This is a genomic window from Streptomyces sp. JLBG701 (assembly GCF_058544905.1).
On the sequence record NZ_CM178588.1, the window covers coordinates 1,411,887 to 1,427,209 of the forward strand.

At 72.2% G+C, this 15,323-nt stretch carries 13 protein-coding genes; 12 read left to right on the top strand and 1 reads right to left on the bottom strand.

What is annotated here, in order from left to right:
- The first annotated feature begins 4 nt into the window (after positions 1-4).
- The 8 genes from AC5DRG_RS06530 (at position 5) to solA (ending at position 8,839) form a co-directional block, all read left to right on the top strand.
- Positions 5-694: an alpha/beta hydrolase gene (locus AC5DRG_RS06530; protein ID WP_491808764.1), complete on the top strand. Its 690-nt coding sequence runs from the start codon at positions 5-7 to the stop codon at positions 692-694.
- Positions 691-1,737, top strand: a complete 1,047-nt coding sequence (locus AC5DRG_RS06535) for an ABC transporter ATP-binding protein (RefSeq protein ID WP_491808765.1) — start codon at positions 691-693, stop codon at positions 1,735-1,737. Before AC5DRG_RS06530 ends, AC5DRG_RS06535 begins: the two co-directional genes overlap by 4 nt.
- A complete protein-coding gene (locus AC5DRG_RS06540; RefSeq protein ID WP_491808766.1) occupies positions 1,734-2,762 on the top strand; it encodes an ABC transporter ATP-binding protein in 1,029 nt (342 codons plus the stop codon). The genes AC5DRG_RS06535 and AC5DRG_RS06540 overlap by 4 nt, the downstream gene beginning before the upstream one ends.
- Positions 2,759-3,523, top strand: coding sequence for an amidohydrolase family protein (locus tag AC5DRG_RS06545; protein ID WP_491808767.1), 765 nt, complete (start codon positions 2,759-2,761; stop codon positions 3,521-3,523). Before AC5DRG_RS06540 ends, AC5DRG_RS06545 begins: the two co-directional genes overlap by 4 nt.
- Complete coding sequence (locus AC5DRG_RS06550; protein ID WP_491808768.1) at positions 3,520-3,978, top strand: cytidine/deoxycytidylate deaminase family protein; 459 nt, start codon at positions 3,520-3,522, stop codon at positions 3,976-3,978. Before AC5DRG_RS06545 ends, AC5DRG_RS06550 begins: the two co-directional genes overlap by 4 nt.
- A gap of 31 nt (positions 3,979-4,009) precedes the next feature.
- Positions 4,010-4,858: a creatininase family protein gene (locus AC5DRG_RS06555; protein WP_491808769.1), complete on the top strand. Its 849-nt coding sequence runs from the start codon at positions 4,010-4,012 to the stop codon at positions 4,856-4,858.
- Between the two features lie 79 nt (positions 4,859-4,937).
- Entirely contained in the window at positions 4,938-6,395 is a 1,458-nt protein-coding gene (locus AC5DRG_RS06560) for an aldehyde dehydrogenase family protein (RefSeq protein WP_491808771.1), read from the top strand.
- Positions 6,392-8,839: an N-methyl-L-tryptophan oxidase gene (gene solA / locus AC5DRG_RS06565; protein WP_491808772.1), complete on the top strand. Its 2,448-nt coding sequence runs from the start codon at positions 6,392-6,394 to the stop codon at positions 8,837-8,839. The genes AC5DRG_RS06560 and solA overlap by 4 nt, the downstream gene beginning before the upstream one ends.
- A gap of 26 nt (positions 8,840-8,865) precedes the next feature.
- On the opposite strand, the gene AC5DRG_RS06570 is transcribed toward solA, so the two are convergent.
- Complete coding sequence (locus AC5DRG_RS06570; RefSeq protein WP_491808773.1) at positions 8,866-9,555, bottom strand: GntR family transcriptional regulator; 690 nt, start codon at positions 9,553-9,555, stop codon at positions 8,866-8,868.
- A 137-nt stretch (positions 9,556-9,692) separates the two neighbouring features.
- Between AC5DRG_RS06570 and AC5DRG_RS06575 the strand changes: the two genes are divergently transcribed.
- Genes AC5DRG_RS06575 through AC5DRG_RS06590 form a run of 4 tightly spaced genes read left to right on the top strand, consistent with a single transcriptional unit; the run spans position 9,693 to position 15,322 of the window.
- Entirely contained in the window at positions 9,693-10,352 is a 660-nt protein-coding gene (locus AC5DRG_RS06575; RefSeq protein ID WP_491808775.1) for a cyclase family protein, read from the top strand.
- Positions 10,349-11,974: a gamma-glutamyltransferase gene (locus AC5DRG_RS06580; protein ID WP_491808777.1), complete on the top strand. Its 1,626-nt coding sequence runs from the start codon at positions 10,349-10,351 to the stop codon at positions 11,972-11,974. The genes AC5DRG_RS06575 and AC5DRG_RS06580 overlap by 4 nt, the downstream gene beginning before the upstream one ends.
- Entirely contained in the window at positions 11,971-13,929 is a 1,959-nt protein-coding gene (locus tag AC5DRG_RS06585; RefSeq protein WP_491808778.1) for a primary-amine oxidase, read from the top strand. The genes AC5DRG_RS06580 and AC5DRG_RS06585 overlap by 4 nt, the downstream gene beginning before the upstream one ends.
- Before the next feature lie 40 nt (positions 13,930-13,969).
- Positions 13,970-15,322 carry a Rieske 2Fe-2S domain-containing protein gene (locus AC5DRG_RS06590; protein ID WP_491808779.1) on the top strand — a complete coding sequence of 451 codons (1,353 nt, stop codon included), beginning with the start codon at positions 13,970-13,972 and terminating at the stop codon, positions 15,320-15,322.
- Position 15,323: the final 1 nt, after the last annotated feature.

Consider the following 15,323-nt stretch of genomic DNA (forward strand, 5'->3'; position numbering starts at 1 on the left):
CCGCATGGACATCGTGCTGGTCCACGGCGCCGGCGGACGGCCGACGACCTGGTCGGCGGTGGAGCCCCTGCTCGCCGCCCTCGGCCACCGGCTGTTCACCGTCACCAATCCGATGACCTCGCTGGCGGACGACGTCGCCCACACCTCCGCCGTGCTGGAGAAGACCTGGGGCCCAGTGCTGCTGGCCGGGCACTCCTACGGCGGCGCGGTCATCAGCAACGTCGGCCGCGATCCACGGGTCAAGGGCCTGGTGTACATCTGCGCGTTCGGCCCCGACGAGGGCGAGACCGTCAACGAGATCGTCGAGCGGTACGAGGAGGCCGAGATCTCCAAGTACATGCGGCGCGGCCCGAACGGCGAGTGGAAGTCGGAGACGAGTCCCGAGTTCTGGGCCGAGATCGGCCCCGACCTCTCCCCCGAGCAGCGGGCCATCGTCGAGGCGGAGGGGCGCAAGGCGGAGAACGCAATCTTCAGGCAGCCGACCGGCGTCCCCGCCTGGCGCACGCTGCCCAGCTGGTACCTGGTCGCCGACGACGACCGCACCCTGCGCCCAGAGATACAGCGGGACATGGCCGAGCGGATGAAGGCGACGGTCGAGCACGTACCGGGCAGCCACTACACGACGCTGGTCTGGCCGCAGCGCGTCGCCGACCTGATCCACACGGCCGCGCTGGCCGTCGGCACCGCCTCATGACGGCCGCACTCGAACACCCCCCGGTCCAGGCCGTGTCCGAGCCCGTACTCGAAATCCGCGACCTGCGCGTGCAGTTCGACGTCCCCGCGGGCCGCCTCCCGGCCGTGGACGGCGTCGACCTGACCCTCCGACAGGGTGAAGTCCTGGCCCTGGTAGGCGAGTCGGGGTCCGGCAAGTCCGCCCTGTCGATGAGCCTGGTCGGCCTGAACCGGGGCCCGCGCACCCACATCACCGGCGAGGTGACCTTCGGCGACCGCGACCTCGTCACCGCCTCGGAACGTGAACTGCGCGCGGTCCGGGGCAAGGAGATCGCGGTCGTCTTCCAGGACGCGCTGGCCGCACTCAACCCACTCCACCGGGCGGGCGCCCAGGTCACCGAGATGATCCGCGCCCACCGCGACGTACCGCGCGAGCAGGCGAGGGCCCGCGCGGTGGAACTGCTGGGCGAGGTGGGCATCGCGGGCCCGGACCGCGCCGCACGCTCCTACCCGCACCAGCTTTCCGGCGGCATGCGCCAACGCGTGATGATCGCCATGGGCCTCGCGAACGACCCGGCCGTACTGATCGCCGACGAACCCACCACAGCCCTGGATGTCACCATCCAGGCCCAGGTCCTGTCGGTCCTCAAGCAGGTACAGCGCGACCACGGCACCTCGGTGCTGCTGATCACCCACGACCTGGGCGTCGTGGCCGAGGTCGCCGACCGGGTGGCCGTCATGTACGCGGGCCGGATCGTGGAGCAGGGCCAGCGGGACGAGGTGCTGTTCAGCCCTCAACACCCTTACACGATGGGCTTGTTGGGCTCCGTTCCGCCGCTCGACGGTCCGGTTCTACGACGGCTGCCCGCGATCGCCGGGAGCCCGCTGACCGGGGTGGAGCGGCCGTCCGGCTGCGCCTTCGCGCCCCGGTGCCCGTTCGTGCACGACGCCTGTGCCGAGCGTCCGGAACTGCGGCGGCGGCACGGTGGAGACGGGCATGTGGATGCCTGCGTACTGCCCGGCGCGGAGCGCGCCGAGGCCCGCACCCGGGGAGGCGCCGAATGAGCGCCCCGCTCGTCTCGGCACGCCGGCTGCGGGTCGAGTACCCGGGAAGGGCCGGGGGCCGGGTCAGGGCGCTGCGGGACATCGACCTCGACATCCTCCAGGGCGAGACCCTCGGCCTGGTCGGCGAGTCGGGGTGCGGCAAGTCGACGCTCGGCCGGGCGCTGCTGCGGGTGATCGAACCCTCGGCGGGCCGGATCGAGTTCGCGGGCTCCGACCTCACCCGGCTGCGGGGGCGGCGACTGCGGCGTACCCGGGCCGAGTTGCAGATGGTCTTCCAGGACCCGTTCGGTTCGCTCAATCCGCGCCGGCGGGTCGCCGACATCGTCGCCGAGCCGCTGCTGCGGGCGCGCGGCGCGAGTCGTGCCGAGGCCGCGCGGACCGTCGCCGAGCTCCTCGACCTGGTCGGTCTGGGCGCGGAGGCCGGGGCGCGCAGACCGCACGAGTTCTCCGGCGGGCAGCGTCAACGCATCGGCATCGCACGGGCGTTGGCCTCCTCGCCACAGTTCGTGGTCGCCGACGAGGCGGTCTCGGCGCTGGACGTGTCGATCCAGGCGCAGGTGCTGAACCTGCTGTCGGACCTGGTCCGCGACCGGGGTCTGACGATGCTGTTCATCTCGCACGACCTGGGCGTCGTACGGCACATCGCCGACCGGATCGCCGTCATGTACCTGGGTCAGATCATCGAGATCGCCTCCCGGGACGACTTCTTCACCGGCCCCGCGCACCCCTACAGCCGGGCCCTGCTGTCGTCCGTACCGGCGCTGCGGCGGCCCGGCGGTGACCCGGCGCGCGAACGGGAGGTGCTGGAGGGCGAGTTGCCCGACCCGGCGAATCCACCAGAGGGCTGTCTGTTCCGGACGCGGTGCCCCATCGCCACCGCCGAGTGCCGTACGCCCATGCCCGAGCTGCGGGAGATCGCGCCGGGGAGAAGCGTCCGCTGTCACCTGCCCCTGATCTCCGGCGACTTCGGATCAGGCGACTCCGGCGAGTCCGCGAGTCCAGCGATTAAGGACGTGACGCTTTGATCATCGACGCCTACAACACCACGCAGGACGTCCGCGGCCGCTCGGACTACCTCACCGGAGCGCGCAAGGGCCAGGCCCCGCCGCCGTACACACCCTTCGATCCCCGGCGCATCCTCGACCGGATGGACGCCGCCGGGGTGGACATGGCGATGGTGTGCTCACTCGCGCAGCGCATCGAGAACGATTTCATCGCCTCCCTGGTCGCCGCGCATCCGGACCGCTTCTTCGGCTTCGGGCAGGTGCTGCCGCAGGCCGACGACGCGATCGAGGAGATCGACCGGATGGCCGACGCGGGCCTCGTCGGTCTGAAGCTGCATCCGAGCCTGCACGGCTACCACGTGGCCGACCACGGCCTGTTGGACCCGGTGTTCGAGGCGTGTGCGCGGCGCGGGCTGCTGGTGATCATCAACGCGCTCGACGACGCTTTTTGCGCGCCGTTCGCGATCGAGGAGATCGCCCGGGATCATCCGGAAGTGCCCACGATCATCGCCCACATGGGTGCCGTCTGGAACGTACCGGAAGCGATCATCGTGGCCGAGCGTCAGCCGCACGTGTACCTGGAGACCTCCGCGACCCTGCTGAGCGATGTGCGACGGGCGTACGCGCGCTTGGGCCCGGAGAAGATCCTGATGGGCAGCGAGTGGCCCGGTTCCGACTTCGACCTGGAGCGCATGAAGATCGCGAAGGCGATCGAGGACGAGAAGGACCGGGCGCTGGTCGAGGGCGGGAACATGGCCCGGCTGCTGGGTCTGCCGGCATGAGCGCGGCCGCAGTCACCTCCGTCTCCGTCCCGCCTTCGATGAGCGCCGAGGACGCCGAACTCCTAGCCACCGCACAGGAGTTGCTGGCCCGCGTGTGGCAGCACGGGCGGCATGAAGTGGCGACCGCGCTGCGTACCTCGGACGGCCGTATCCACACCGGCGTGCACATGGAGGGTTCCTGTCGGCGCAGTTCGGTCTGCGCCGAGGGCGTGGCCATGGGGGCCGCGCGGGGCGCTGCGCCGGCCGGGGCTCCGCTGGGCATCGCGGCCGTGGTGTCCGTGCAGATCAAACCGGCAGGGCAGTTCCGGATCATCGCGCCGTGCGGGGTGTGCCGGGAGCTGATCAGCGACTACTGCCCGGACGCCACCGTGTGGGTCACCACGGTCGACGGGGACGAGCCGGTCCCGCTGCGCGCCCTTGACCTGCTGCCCGAGAAGAGTCGGCGCCAGTGGTGAACACACGACCGCGACGACCTTGAGGAGAGATATGTCCGCCATCATCACCGGGCCGTCCGGACGCACCGTCCCCACGGAACTGGACGTCCCCGACCTTGCCGGCCAACTCGGCGGCACCGGCGCCCCCGTGCTTTGGGAGGAGCTGACCTGGCCGGAAGCCGGGACCACCGCCGCAGCACAGGACGCCGTCATCATCCCCGTGGGCGCCACCGAGCAGCACGGCCCGCATCTGCCCCTCGCGGTGGACACCCGGATCTGCGAGGCCGTCGCCCTCGGGGTGTCCGCCCTGACGGGGGTCCCTGTCCTGCCGACCCTGAGCTTCGGGGTGTCCGCGTCCCACGGTGACTTCGCCGGGACGGTGGCGCTGCGCCCCGAGACCTTGATCGCCGTCGTCGAGGACGTCATCGACTCGCTGTACGCCTCCGGGGTGCGGCAGTTCGTCCTGTTGAACGGGCACATCTGGAACAACGGGGCCCTCGACGTCTCGGCCGAGAAGCTGAGGGTTCGTCACCGGGACGCGCGGGTGCGGGCGTTGGGGTACGTGACGATGTACCCCGGCCCCGAGGTCGACGGACATGTCACCTACGGCCGGGCGCTGATGCACGCCAACTTCTTCGAGACGTCGGTCATGTTGCACCTGGCTCCGGAGCTGGTGCGGATGGACCGGGCGACCTCCCATGTCGACGTCGACTCCTTCTGGGACTACCGCATGGACCAGGTCAGCGAGACCGGCGTGTGGGGCCGGGACGTGACCGACGCCGATGCCAAGCACGGGGCCGCGGAGTTCGACCGCTGCGTCCTGACCACCGCCCGGGCCGTGTCCGCTGCGGTCCGCGAGCCGTGGCCCGATCCGGCCCACCGGCCCGGCGGAGGTACATGAGCCGTACGTGATCCGCACTTGAGCCGTACCTGACCCGGACGTGCCCCCTGCGTGACCCCTTGCCCCGAAGGAGCACACCTTGGACCCCAGCATCACCCTCCCCCCACTGCCGGACTGCGAGCCCATGCTCATCGGCGGCGACTGGACCACGGGGACCTCGCCGCAGTGGATCCCGGTGCTCGACCCCGCCACCCGCGAGCAGCTCACCACCATCGCGCAGGCGGGCCCCGAAGAGGTGGCTGCGGCAGTCGCCGCCGCGTCCGCCGCGCACCGCGACCGGCGCTGGCGCGGGCTGCCTCCCCGGCAGCGCCGTGACGTGCTGCTGCGCCTCGCCGACCTGGTGGAGCGGGACGCCGAGCAGCTGGCGGTCCTGGACACCCTGGACAACGGCAAGGCCATCGAGCGCGCCCGCGGTGACGTGGACCTCGGCCTCCAGGCCATCCGGCACTTCGCCGGCGCCCCGGCCCGACTGACCGGCACCGTGCACGCGGCCGGGCCCGACCGGCACGTCTACAGCGTGCGCGAACCGGTCGGCGTGGTCGCGGCCGTACTGCCGTGGAACTTCCCCTTCATGATCGCCGCCTGGAAGATCGCCCCAGCTCTGGCCGCGGGCTGCACGGTCGTGGTCAAGCCGGCCGAGCAGACCCCGCTCACCGCGCTGCGGCTGGCCGCGCTCTGCCTGGAGGCGGGCGTCCCCGAGGGGGTCGTCAACGTGCTGACGGGTGATGGCCGTACGGGGGCGGAGCTGGTCGCCCACCCGGATGTCGCCAAGGTGTCCTTCACCGGGTCCACGGAGGTGGGGCGGCTGATCATGGCCGCCGCCGCGCCGACGGTGAAGCGGCTCACCCTCGAACTGGGCGGCAAGTCGCCCAACATCGTGTTCGCCGACGCCGACCTGGAGGCCGCCGTACCGGCCGCCGTGCGTGCGGTGTTCGGACACTCCGGGCAGATGTGCACCGCCGGGAGCCGGCTCCTGGTCGAGCGGACGGTCGTGAAGGAGTTCCTCGACCTGCTGGTGCCCGCGGTGGAGGCCCTGCGGATCGGTCCGGGTCTGTCGGGCGGGATCAACATCGGTCCTCTGGTGTCGCAGGAGCAGTACGACCGTGTCACCGGCTATGTCGAGCTGGGCCGTGCGGAGGGTGCTGAGGTGGCCGTGGGCGGCGAACCGGTGCCCGGGGCGGGCTGGTTCGTGCGGCCGACCGTGTTCACGGGCGTCACACCCGACATGCGGATCGCCCGGGAGGAGATCTTCGGGCCGGTCGCCGCGGTCATGCCCTTCGACACCGAGGAGGAGGCGATCGCGCTGGCCAACGACAGCGACTACGGGCTCGCCGCGGGCGTGTGGACCGGCAGTCTCGGGCGCGCCCACCGCATCGCCGCCGCGCTGGAGGCGGGCACCGTGTGGGTCAACACGTACAACGAGTTCGATCCCGCCGTGGCCTTCGGCGGGATGAAGCAGTCCGGCCTCGGCAGGGACCTCGGCGACGCCGCCGTCGACGGGTTCACCGAGCTCAAGAGCATCACGATCGCCCTGTGAGCGCCCCCGTGACGACCGGGACAACCACCGCGTCCTCGTCCCCGGCCGCCCGCACGCTGGATGTCCCTACCGAGCGCGCCCGGACCCCGGGCTCCGCCACCGGCCACCACTTCAACGCGGCCGGCGCGGCCCTCCTCGCCAACGGCACCGTCGAGGCGGTCATCGACCACCTGCGCGCCGAGAGCCTGTCCGGCGGATACGAGGCCGCCAAACACGCCGCCCCCGCCCTGGACGCCGTCTACGCGCGTACCGCCCGCCTTCTCGGCGTCGGCCCGGAGGAGGTCGCCCTTGTCGAGAGCGCGACGGCGGGCTGGCAACGCGCGGTGTCGGCACTGCGGTTGCGACCCGGCGACCGGGTCCTCGCCGCCCGCTCCAGCTACGTCAGCTGCGCCCTGCACCTGCTGGCGGCCGAGCGTGACCTCGGCGTCCGGGTCGAGCTGCTGCCCAACGGCCCTGACGGCGCGGTGGAGTTGGCGGCACTGGAGGCGGCGCTGCGCGCGGGTCCCGCCGCACTGGTCACCGCGGCCCATGTGCCGACCTCCTCGGGCCTGGTCGAACCCGCCGCCGGCATCGGTGCGTTGGCGAGGGCGCACGGCGTCCCCTTTCTGCTGGATGCCACGCAGTCGCTCGGGCAACTGCCCGTCGACATGGGGGCCATCGGTTGCGATCTCCTCATCGGGACCGGCCGCAAATTCCTGCGCGCCCCGCGCGGCACCGGCCTGCTCGCGGTCCGCCGCCCACTCCTGGAGAAGCTCGCCCCCGAGGCCCCCGACGTGCGGGGTGCCCGCTGGACTGCCGAGCGGAGCTGGGAACTGGTCCCCGACGCCAAGCGGTTCGAGCTGTGGGAGGCCGCGCACGCCCTGCGTCTCGGCCTGGGTGCCGCGCTGGCTGACCTCGACTCGCTGGGCGTCGACGTCGTCGCCGGGTACCTGGCGAGGCTCGCCACGGGTCTGCGGGAGCGGCTCGCGGAACTGCCAGGCGTGCACATCACCGACCCACCGGCCGCCGGCGGCGCCATCGTCACCTTCGTGGTCGACGGACTGGACGCCTCCGACGTACAGCGCGAACTGGCCGAGCGCCGGGTCCACCTGATCGCGGTACCGGCCGGGCACGGGCGCTGGGACATGGACCCCCGGGGGCTGACCAAGGTGGTCCGGGCCTCGGTGCACGTCTACAACGACCAGTCCGACCTGGACGCCCTGGTGGAGGCGGTGCGGGAGATCGTACGGCTGCATGGGGCGCACGCACGGGCCGAGCGGCGAGACGTACGGGCCGGGCAGAGGCCTGATGCGGAGGTGCGGGCGCCTCATGTCGCGGCCGCCCCCGCACCCCGTGCGGCGCCCCGGTGTCGTGACGCGATCGTCGTCGGTCTCGGCGTCCACGGCAGCGCCGCCCTGCACCGGCTGGCCGCACGCGGACTCGACGTGCTGGGCCTGGAGCAGTACGCGTCGGGCCACGAGCTCGGTTCCTCGCACGGGGCGACCCGGATGATCCGGCGCGCCTATCCGCACCCCGACTGGGACGGTCTGGTGGACACCGCATACCGGGCCTGGGCCGAGCTGGAGGAGGCCGCGAAGACCCAACTCCTCGACATCACCGGGGGGTTGTACGCGGCTCCGGTCGACCGGCCCGATCCGCTGCGCGGCCCCGGCTGCCGGCAGGTCGGCCCTGACGAGGCAGCGCGGATCTTCCCGGGGCTGCGACTGCCCGCCGGCTTCGGCGCGGTGCACGACCCGGCGGCCGGAATCATCGACGCACCGGAGACGCTACGGGCCCAACTCACGCTGGCCGAGCGGTCGGGCGCGGCGATGCTGGACCGTACGCCGGTCCTCGGCTGGGAGCCGGACGGCGACCAGGTCGTCGTACGCACCAAGGGCGGCGAACTGCGCACGCGCCGACTGGTGCTGTGTACGGGTCCTTGGACAGCAGCCCAAGTTCCTTCGCTGGCACCGCATCTGACGGTCACTCGGATCGTGAACGCCTACTTCGCGGCCGACCCCGAGGGCCCGCTGGGCCGGTCCGGTCTGGGCAGCTTCTCGGTGGATCTGCCGCAGGGCCTGCTGTACGGGTTCCCGGCCGCCGACGGCCGCGGCCTCAAGGCGGGGCTGGACAGCGGACCGGCCTGGGACCCGGACGCCCCCCGTCCCCCGGCGACCGCGGACGAACTCGCCCTGCTCGCCGAGGCGGTGGCGCAGGTGCTGCCCGGAGCCGGACCCGTGACCGAGAGCCTGACGTGCCTCTACACGATGACGGCGGACCGTCGTTTCCTCGTCGGCGAAGTACCGGGCGTGCCCCAGGTGTTGGTGGCGTCGGCCTGCTCGGGGCACGGGTTCAAGTTCGGTCCCGCCATCGGGGAGGCGCTGGCCGATCTGGTGTGCGGGACCGCCCGACCGGACCTTGATTTCCTCTCCCCCGCACGGCTGTTGACGGGCGGGGCCCGATGAAGGGCCCCACGGTCGCCTCAGCCGTCTCAGCCATGGAACACGGTCTGGGAGCGGCGCTCGTACCAGGCCGTCAGATGCTCGCCCGAGCTGATGACGTGGTCGCGCATCGCGTCGTCGGCACGGTCGGGGTCGCGGGCGGTCAGGGCTTCGACGATCGCCTCGTGCTGGCGGATGTTCTCCTGCCGGTGGCGTTCGTCGCCGGCGAGGGCGAGCGAGGAGACGTTGCGCGGGAAGCTCTCGTTGATGCGGTCGATCATCCGGCGCAGCCAGGGATTGTCGGCCGCCACGCAGACGACGGTGTGGAAGCAGTCGTTGGCGGCGGTGGTGGCGGGGCTGCCACCGGCCTCACGCTCCGCGGCCTCGCGCAGGACGGCGTTGTGCTCGCGCAGTTCGGCGAGCTGGCGCTCGGTGATGCGGGTGGCGGCACGCCGGGCGGCCAGGCCCTCCAGCTCGGCGCGCACCTCGTACGCCTGGCGCACCTCCCAGGGCGCGGGCACCCGGACCACCGCGCCGCGGTGGGGCTGCATCTCGATCAGGCCGCCGTTCTGCAGCTGACGCAGCGCCTCGCGCACGGGAGTGCGGCTGACCCCGAACTCGGCGGCCAGTGCCGCCTGGCGGAGCGGTTTGCCGATCGCCAGTTCACCGTTCATGATCCGCGCGCGGATGCGGGCCGCGATGTCGTCGACGAGGGGGCCCTCGTCTGTCTGGGGCGTCATCGGAGTCGGTCAAGCCCTTCTCGGGGTCGGTCGGAGAGTGCGCGGTGGTGGAGAAGTTTCCCACGCACCCGAGGGCATCCACAGCCATCGATTATTGGATCCACTTCCATGATATCCGCATCCAATAGGAGGACCGCATGAACATGAACCTGGATTTCGCCAAGGCCATCGACGTGTCCGTCCCCATCCACCCCGGAATGCTGCACTGGGGCCGCCGTCCCGAGATGGAGATCGTGGAGTCCCGCACCGCCGGTGACCCGTCCAACGTGAGCCGCTGGCGGATCGGCGCCCACACCGGCACCCACATCGACGCGCCCGCGCACTTCATCGACGGCGGAAAGACTGTTGACCAGCTAGATCTGTCCGCGCTCAACGGCGTCGCGAGGGTCCTCGACCTGACCCATGTGAAGGAGCAGATCACCGCCGCCGACCTGGACGCGGCCGGCCTCGGCGACGAGGAACGGGTGCTGCTGCGCACCAGTAACTCCGAGGGCGTGCTGCGCAGCCCGTGGAAGGCCAGGGAATGGGTCGGCCTGGCCCCGGACGGCGCGGAACGCCTCATCGAGGCCGGAGTGCGTACCGCCGGCATCGACTACCTCAGCATCGAGGCCGTCGCCTACACCACCCACTGGGAGACCCACCAACTGCTGTGTGCCGCCGAGGTGTTGATCCTCGAAGTGGTCGATCTGCTGCACACCCCGGCGGGCGTCTACGACATGCTCTCGCTCCCCTTGCCGTTGCAGGGCGCCGAGGCCGCCCCGTCGCGGACGGTGCTGCTGCCACGGGACGACGCGTGAGCGGCGACGCCCGGCTGATCCTCGCCGCACCACACCCCGCGGCGCTGACTGCCGCCCGCCGAGCGGCGGAGCGCGGCGGCAACGCGGTGGACGCCGCGCTGGCCGCGGCCGCCGCCCTCACCGTCGTCTACCCCCACCAGTGCTCCCTGGGCGGCGACTTGATCGCCCTCGTCCACTCCCCCGGCGGGACCGTGCGCGCGATCGTGTCCGCCGGGGCCGCCGCACAGGACGTGGACGTCGAGGCCCTGCGCGCCGCGGACCGGCGGATGCCCGCGCAGGGGCCACAGACGGTGACCGTGCCCGGCGTGGTGGCCGGCTGGGCGGCACTCGCCGAGTCGTACGGCACTCCGGGCGCCCTCGCCTCCGCATTGCGGGACGCCTCCGAGCTGGCGGAGGACGGCGCCACCGTGTCGCCGGGCCTGGCACGGGCGATAGACGAGCGGGCCACTCAGATCGCCACGGACCCCGGACTCACCGCCCTGCTCACCGGCCCCGACGGGGCCCCGCTCACCGAGGGCGCCCCGCTTCCCCAGCCGCAACTGGCCGCCGTACTACGGGATTTGGCCGACGATCCGTGGTCCTTCTACCGGGGAGCGGTGGCCAAGGCCCTCGCCGACGGCCTGCGCCGGGCAGGCAGCCCGCTGACCGCGACCGACCTGGCCGGCCACCGGGCGGAGACCGTCGAGCCGTTGGTACTGGACACGGCCGACACCCGCTGGTGGGCGGTTCCCCCGCCGAGCCAGGGCGCGACGCTGCTGGCGGTACTGGACGGTGAAGTCCCGTGCGCTGAAGCGCCCCGAAAGGGGCGCGGGGAACTGCGCGACCAGCCCCCACCGGCCCGCAGTGAACAAGCCACCTATCCAGCGGAACGCTTGGTTGCCCTCTGCCAAGACGCCTCCGCAGCCCGCGACCGCCTGCTCGGCGATCCGCGCGGCTCGCAGCCGGACCTCGACGGGCTGCTGCGGCCCGCGCCGCTCGCGGGCGCGCAGCCGCCGAAGCCACCCTCCCGCCCGGCCGGCGACACCGTGGCCATCACGGCCGTCGACTCCTCCGGCCTCGCGATCTCCCTGATCCAGAGCGTCTACCAGACCTTCGGCTCCGGCATCTGCGACCCGGGCACCGGCATCGTGCTGCACAACCGCGGCTCGGCGTTCAGCCTGGAGCCCGGCCACCCGGCGCTCATCGGCCCCGGCCTGCGGCCCCCGCACACGCTGTGCCCGGTGCTCGGCCGCTCCGCCGACCTGCTGCTGGCCGCCGGCTGCCAGGGCGGCCGGGCCCAGCCGCAGATCCTCGCCCAGACCGTGCCCGCCCTGATGGACCCCGCCGCCGATCCGACCACCGTGCTGGACCGCCCGCGCTGGGTGGTCGGCGCCCGCGACATCGGCCACGAGACACAGACCCTGCTGGCCGAGCCCGGGGCGATCCCCGCCACCGCGTCCGCGCTCCCGTCGGAGCTCCCGGTCGTCGTCGCGCCGGGCCGCACCGATCTGGCCGGCCACACGCAGGCCGTACGACTGTCCGCCGACGGCCGCCTTGACGGTGCCGCCGATCCACGCGCCGACGGCGGCACCGTGCTGTACGGCGCCCCGGCGGACCCCGCACCGGAAGGAACCCACGTATGAGCACCCTCGCCCCCGAACCCGTACCGGCGGCCGACGCTCCACACCCGCTGGACCCGCTGTCCGTGTCCGAACTGGCCGCCGCCGTCACGGTGTTGAAGGCGGACACCCGGGTCACCGAGGACGCGCGCTTCTGGGGCGTGGCCCTCGACGAGGACCACGCCCGCCGTGCCGTCCCGGGTGAGCCGAGGCGGGCCCGCGCAGTCGTGATCTGCCCCTCCGCGCACCTCGCCTACGAGGTCGCCCTCGAACTCGGCGACAAGCCACAGAGCACCGCCTGGCGGGAGTTGGACGTACGCAGCCCGGGCTGCTCCTCCGAGGAGGCCCGTCAGGCCGCCGCCACGTGCCGAGCCGACCCCCGTTTCAGAGAAGCCCTCGCCCTGCGCGGCATCCACGACGTGTCGCTGGTCATGGTGGACCCGGAGTCGATCGGCGGCTTCGAACCGCCCGAGTACCCGGGGCGTCGGCTGACCTGGGGCAGCGTCTGGCACCGCGTCTCCGAGGACGACAACGGTTATGCGCGCCCGGTGCAGGGCGTGGTGCCGATCATCGACATGGAGTCGATGGAGGTCCTGCACATCGAGGACCACGGGGTCGTCCCGTTGTCGGAGGAGTCCGGGACGTTCGGCGCGGGCGTCGTGCCGGAGCGAACAGGCCTGAAGCCACTGGAGGTTGTCCAGCCCGACGGCCCCAGCTTCACCGTCACCGGTCAACGGCTCGACTGGCAGGGCTGGTCGGTGCGGGTCGGCTTCAGTCACCGCGAAGGCCTGGTGCTGCACGACCTGACCTTCGACGCGGCCGGGAAGGGACCGCGGCAGGTGATCCGGCGTGCGGCGGTCAACGAGATGTACGTGCCCTACTTCGACACCGCCTCCACCCAGTACCGCAAGAACTTCTTCGACTGGGGCGAGTACGGAGCGGGCCCGCTCACCAACTCCCTTGCCCTGGGCTGCGATTGCCTGGGCGTCATCCAGTACTTCGACGCGGCGGTGCTCGGCGGCGACGGCGTCCCCCGCCTCATCCCCAACGCCGTCTGTGTGCACGAGGAGGACGACGGCATCCTCTGGAAGCACCACGACGGCCGCACCGGCCGCACCGAGGTCCGCCGCTCCCGCCGTCTGATCATCTCGGCGTTCGCCACGGTCGCCAACTACGACTACGGCTTCTACTGGTCGCTGTACCAGGACGGTTCGGTGATGCTGGAGATCAAGATGACCGGCATCCTCTCCGCGACCGGCGTGACGGAGGACGAGGAGACCCCTTACGCGCGCCGAGTCGCCCCGAACGTCGCGGTCACCAACCATCAGCACTTCTTCGCCGTACGCCTGGACATGGCGGTGGACGGCACCGGCAACCGTCTGGTCGAGGTCACGGCGGAGCCCGAGGCGGACCCGGAGCTGAACCCGTACGGCAACGCCGCCCGGACCGTGCTGCGTCCGATCCTCAGCGAGGCGGAGGGCGGCCGGAGCACGGACCCCTCCCGCGCCCTGCACTGGCGGGTGGAGAGCACCGAGGCCCGCAACCGGATGGGCGAACCGACCGCGTACCGCGTGCACTTGGAGAACACGGCGGTCCTGCCGGTGCGCGAGGACAGCGTGTGCGCCCGCCGAGCCCCGTTCGTGGGGCGGCAGTTGTGGGCGACGGCCTACGACCCGGACCGGCGGTTCGTCGCCGGCGAGTACCCCAACCAGGCCGAGCCGGGCGCCGACGGCGTGCACAAGTGGCAGGAGGAGAACCGCTCGTTGGACGGCACCGACCTGGTGCTGTGGGCCACGATCGGCTCCCACCACTTCCCGCGCCCCGAGGAGTGGCCGGTGATGCCGGTGGCCAAGGCACGGCTACGGCTGGAGCCGGACGGCTTCTTCGACCGCAACCCGGCCTTGGACGTGCCCGCGCCGGCCTCCTGCCACACGCCGAAGCAGCCGTCGTCCGCGACGCCGGACCACTGCTGCGGCTGACCCCACTCCCCCTCACGGCGACACGTCGGAAAGGCATCTGATGCGCGAGGAAGAGAACCAACGGCTCACCCGAACCGGCCCGGGCACCCCGGCAGGGAACTGGATGCGCCGTTACTGGCAGCCCATCGCCCTGAGCGAGGAACTCGACGGCGTACGGCCCCTGGTGGCGCCCAGGGTGATGGGTCAGGACCTCGTCCTGTTCCGGGACGACCGCGGCGAACTCGGCCTGGTCGACCGCGGATGTCCGCACCGTGGCGCCGACCTGGCGCTCGGCCGACTGGAGGACGGCGGCCTGCGCTGCTGCTTCCACGGCTGGCTGTTCGGCCGCGACGGCGCCTGCCTGGACACGCCCGCCGAGCCGGTCGGCAGCCCCCTCAAGTCCCGTGTACGCCTGGGTAGTTACCCGGTCCGCGAGATCAACGGGATCATCTGGGGCTACCTCGGCCCCGGCGAACCGCCCGAACTCCCCGCCCTGGACTGCTTCCGGGCACCCGGCGACCACGCCTTCGCGTGGAAGGGCCTCCTTGAGTGCAACTGGCTCCAGGCCCTGGAGGTCGGCATCGACCCCGCCCACGCCTCCTACCTCCACCGCTTCTTCCAGGACGAGGACCCCGAGGACAGCTACGGCAAGCAGTTCCGGGCCGCCTCCCGGGGCACGGACCTGCCGATGACGAAGATCCTGCGCGAGTACGGGCGCCCCGAGATCGACGCCGTGCGCACCCCGTACGGCATCCGCATCACCGCCCTGCGCACCCTGGACGGCACCGACACCCAGGGCCGCACGATGGACGGCAGCCGCACCCATGTCCGTGTTACGCACCAGGTGTTCCCGCACGCCTTCCACATCCCGCTCGACGCGGAGACGTCCATCACCCAGTGGCACGTGCCGATCGACGACAACTCCTCTTACTGGTACGCCCTGTTCACCAGCGTCGGCGGCCCGGTGGACGGCGCGGAGATGCGCCGGCAGCGGGTCGGGGCGGTCACCCTGCCCGACTACCGGCCGCGCTTCGGCCGTGCGAACAACTACGGCTACGACCCCGAGGAACAGCGGACGACGACGTACACCGGTCTCGGCACCGACATCAACGTGCACGACCAGTGGGCGGTGGAGGGCCAGGGCGCGGTCCAGGACCGCACGCGCGAGCATCTGGGCCGATCCGACAAGGCGATCGTGATGTACCGACGGATGCTCGGCGAGGCCGTCTCCGCCGTCGAGCGCGGTGAGAACCCGCCGCTGGTGCTGCCGTCCGAGGAGGCCGCGCGGATCCAGGGGCCGGTCGCACTCGACGGCATCGGACCCACCGAAGGCTGGCAGGAGCACTGGGCTGCCGCCACCGCCAAGCAGCGCGCCGACAGCAGTTGGGCGCAGCCGGTCGGAACGGACGGCTGAG

Bases quoted from the DNA above. Each gene is read 5' to 3' on its own strand.
- AC5DRG_RS06570 (WP_491808773.1), bottom strand. From the start codon at position 9,555: ATGACGCCCCAGACAGACGAGGGCCCCCTCGTCGACGACATCGCGGCC.
- AC5DRG_RS06535 (WP_491808765.1), top strand. From the start codon at position 691: ATGACGGCCGCACTCGAACACCCCCCGGTCCAGGCCGTGTCCGAGCCC.
- AC5DRG_RS06555 (WP_491808769.1), top strand. From the start codon at position 4,010: ATGTCCGCCATCATCACCGGGCCGTCCGGACGCACCGTCCCCACGGAA.
- AC5DRG_RS06540 (WP_491808766.1), top strand. From the start codon at position 1,734: ATGAGCGCCCCGCTCGTCTCGGCACGCCGGCTGCGGGTCGAGTACCCG.
- AC5DRG_RS06575 (WP_491808775.1), top strand. From the start codon at position 9,693: ATGAACATGAACCTGGATTTCGCCAAGGCCATCGACGTGTCCGTCCCC.
- AC5DRG_RS06530 (WP_491808764.1), top strand. From the start codon at position 5: ATGGACATCGTGCTGGTCCACGGCGCCGGCGGACGGCCGACGACCTGG.
- AC5DRG_RS06585 (WP_491808778.1), top strand. From the start codon at position 11,971: ATGAGCACCCTCGCCCCCGAACCCGTACCGGCGGCCGACGCTCCACAC.
- AC5DRG_RS06550 (WP_491808768.1), top strand. From the start codon at position 3,520: ATGAGCGCGGCCGCAGTCACCTCCGTCTCCGTCCCGCCTTCGATGAGC.
- AC5DRG_RS06590 (WP_491808779.1), top strand. From the start codon at position 13,970: ATGCGCGAGGAAGAGAACCAACGGCTCACCCGAACCGGCCCGGGCACC.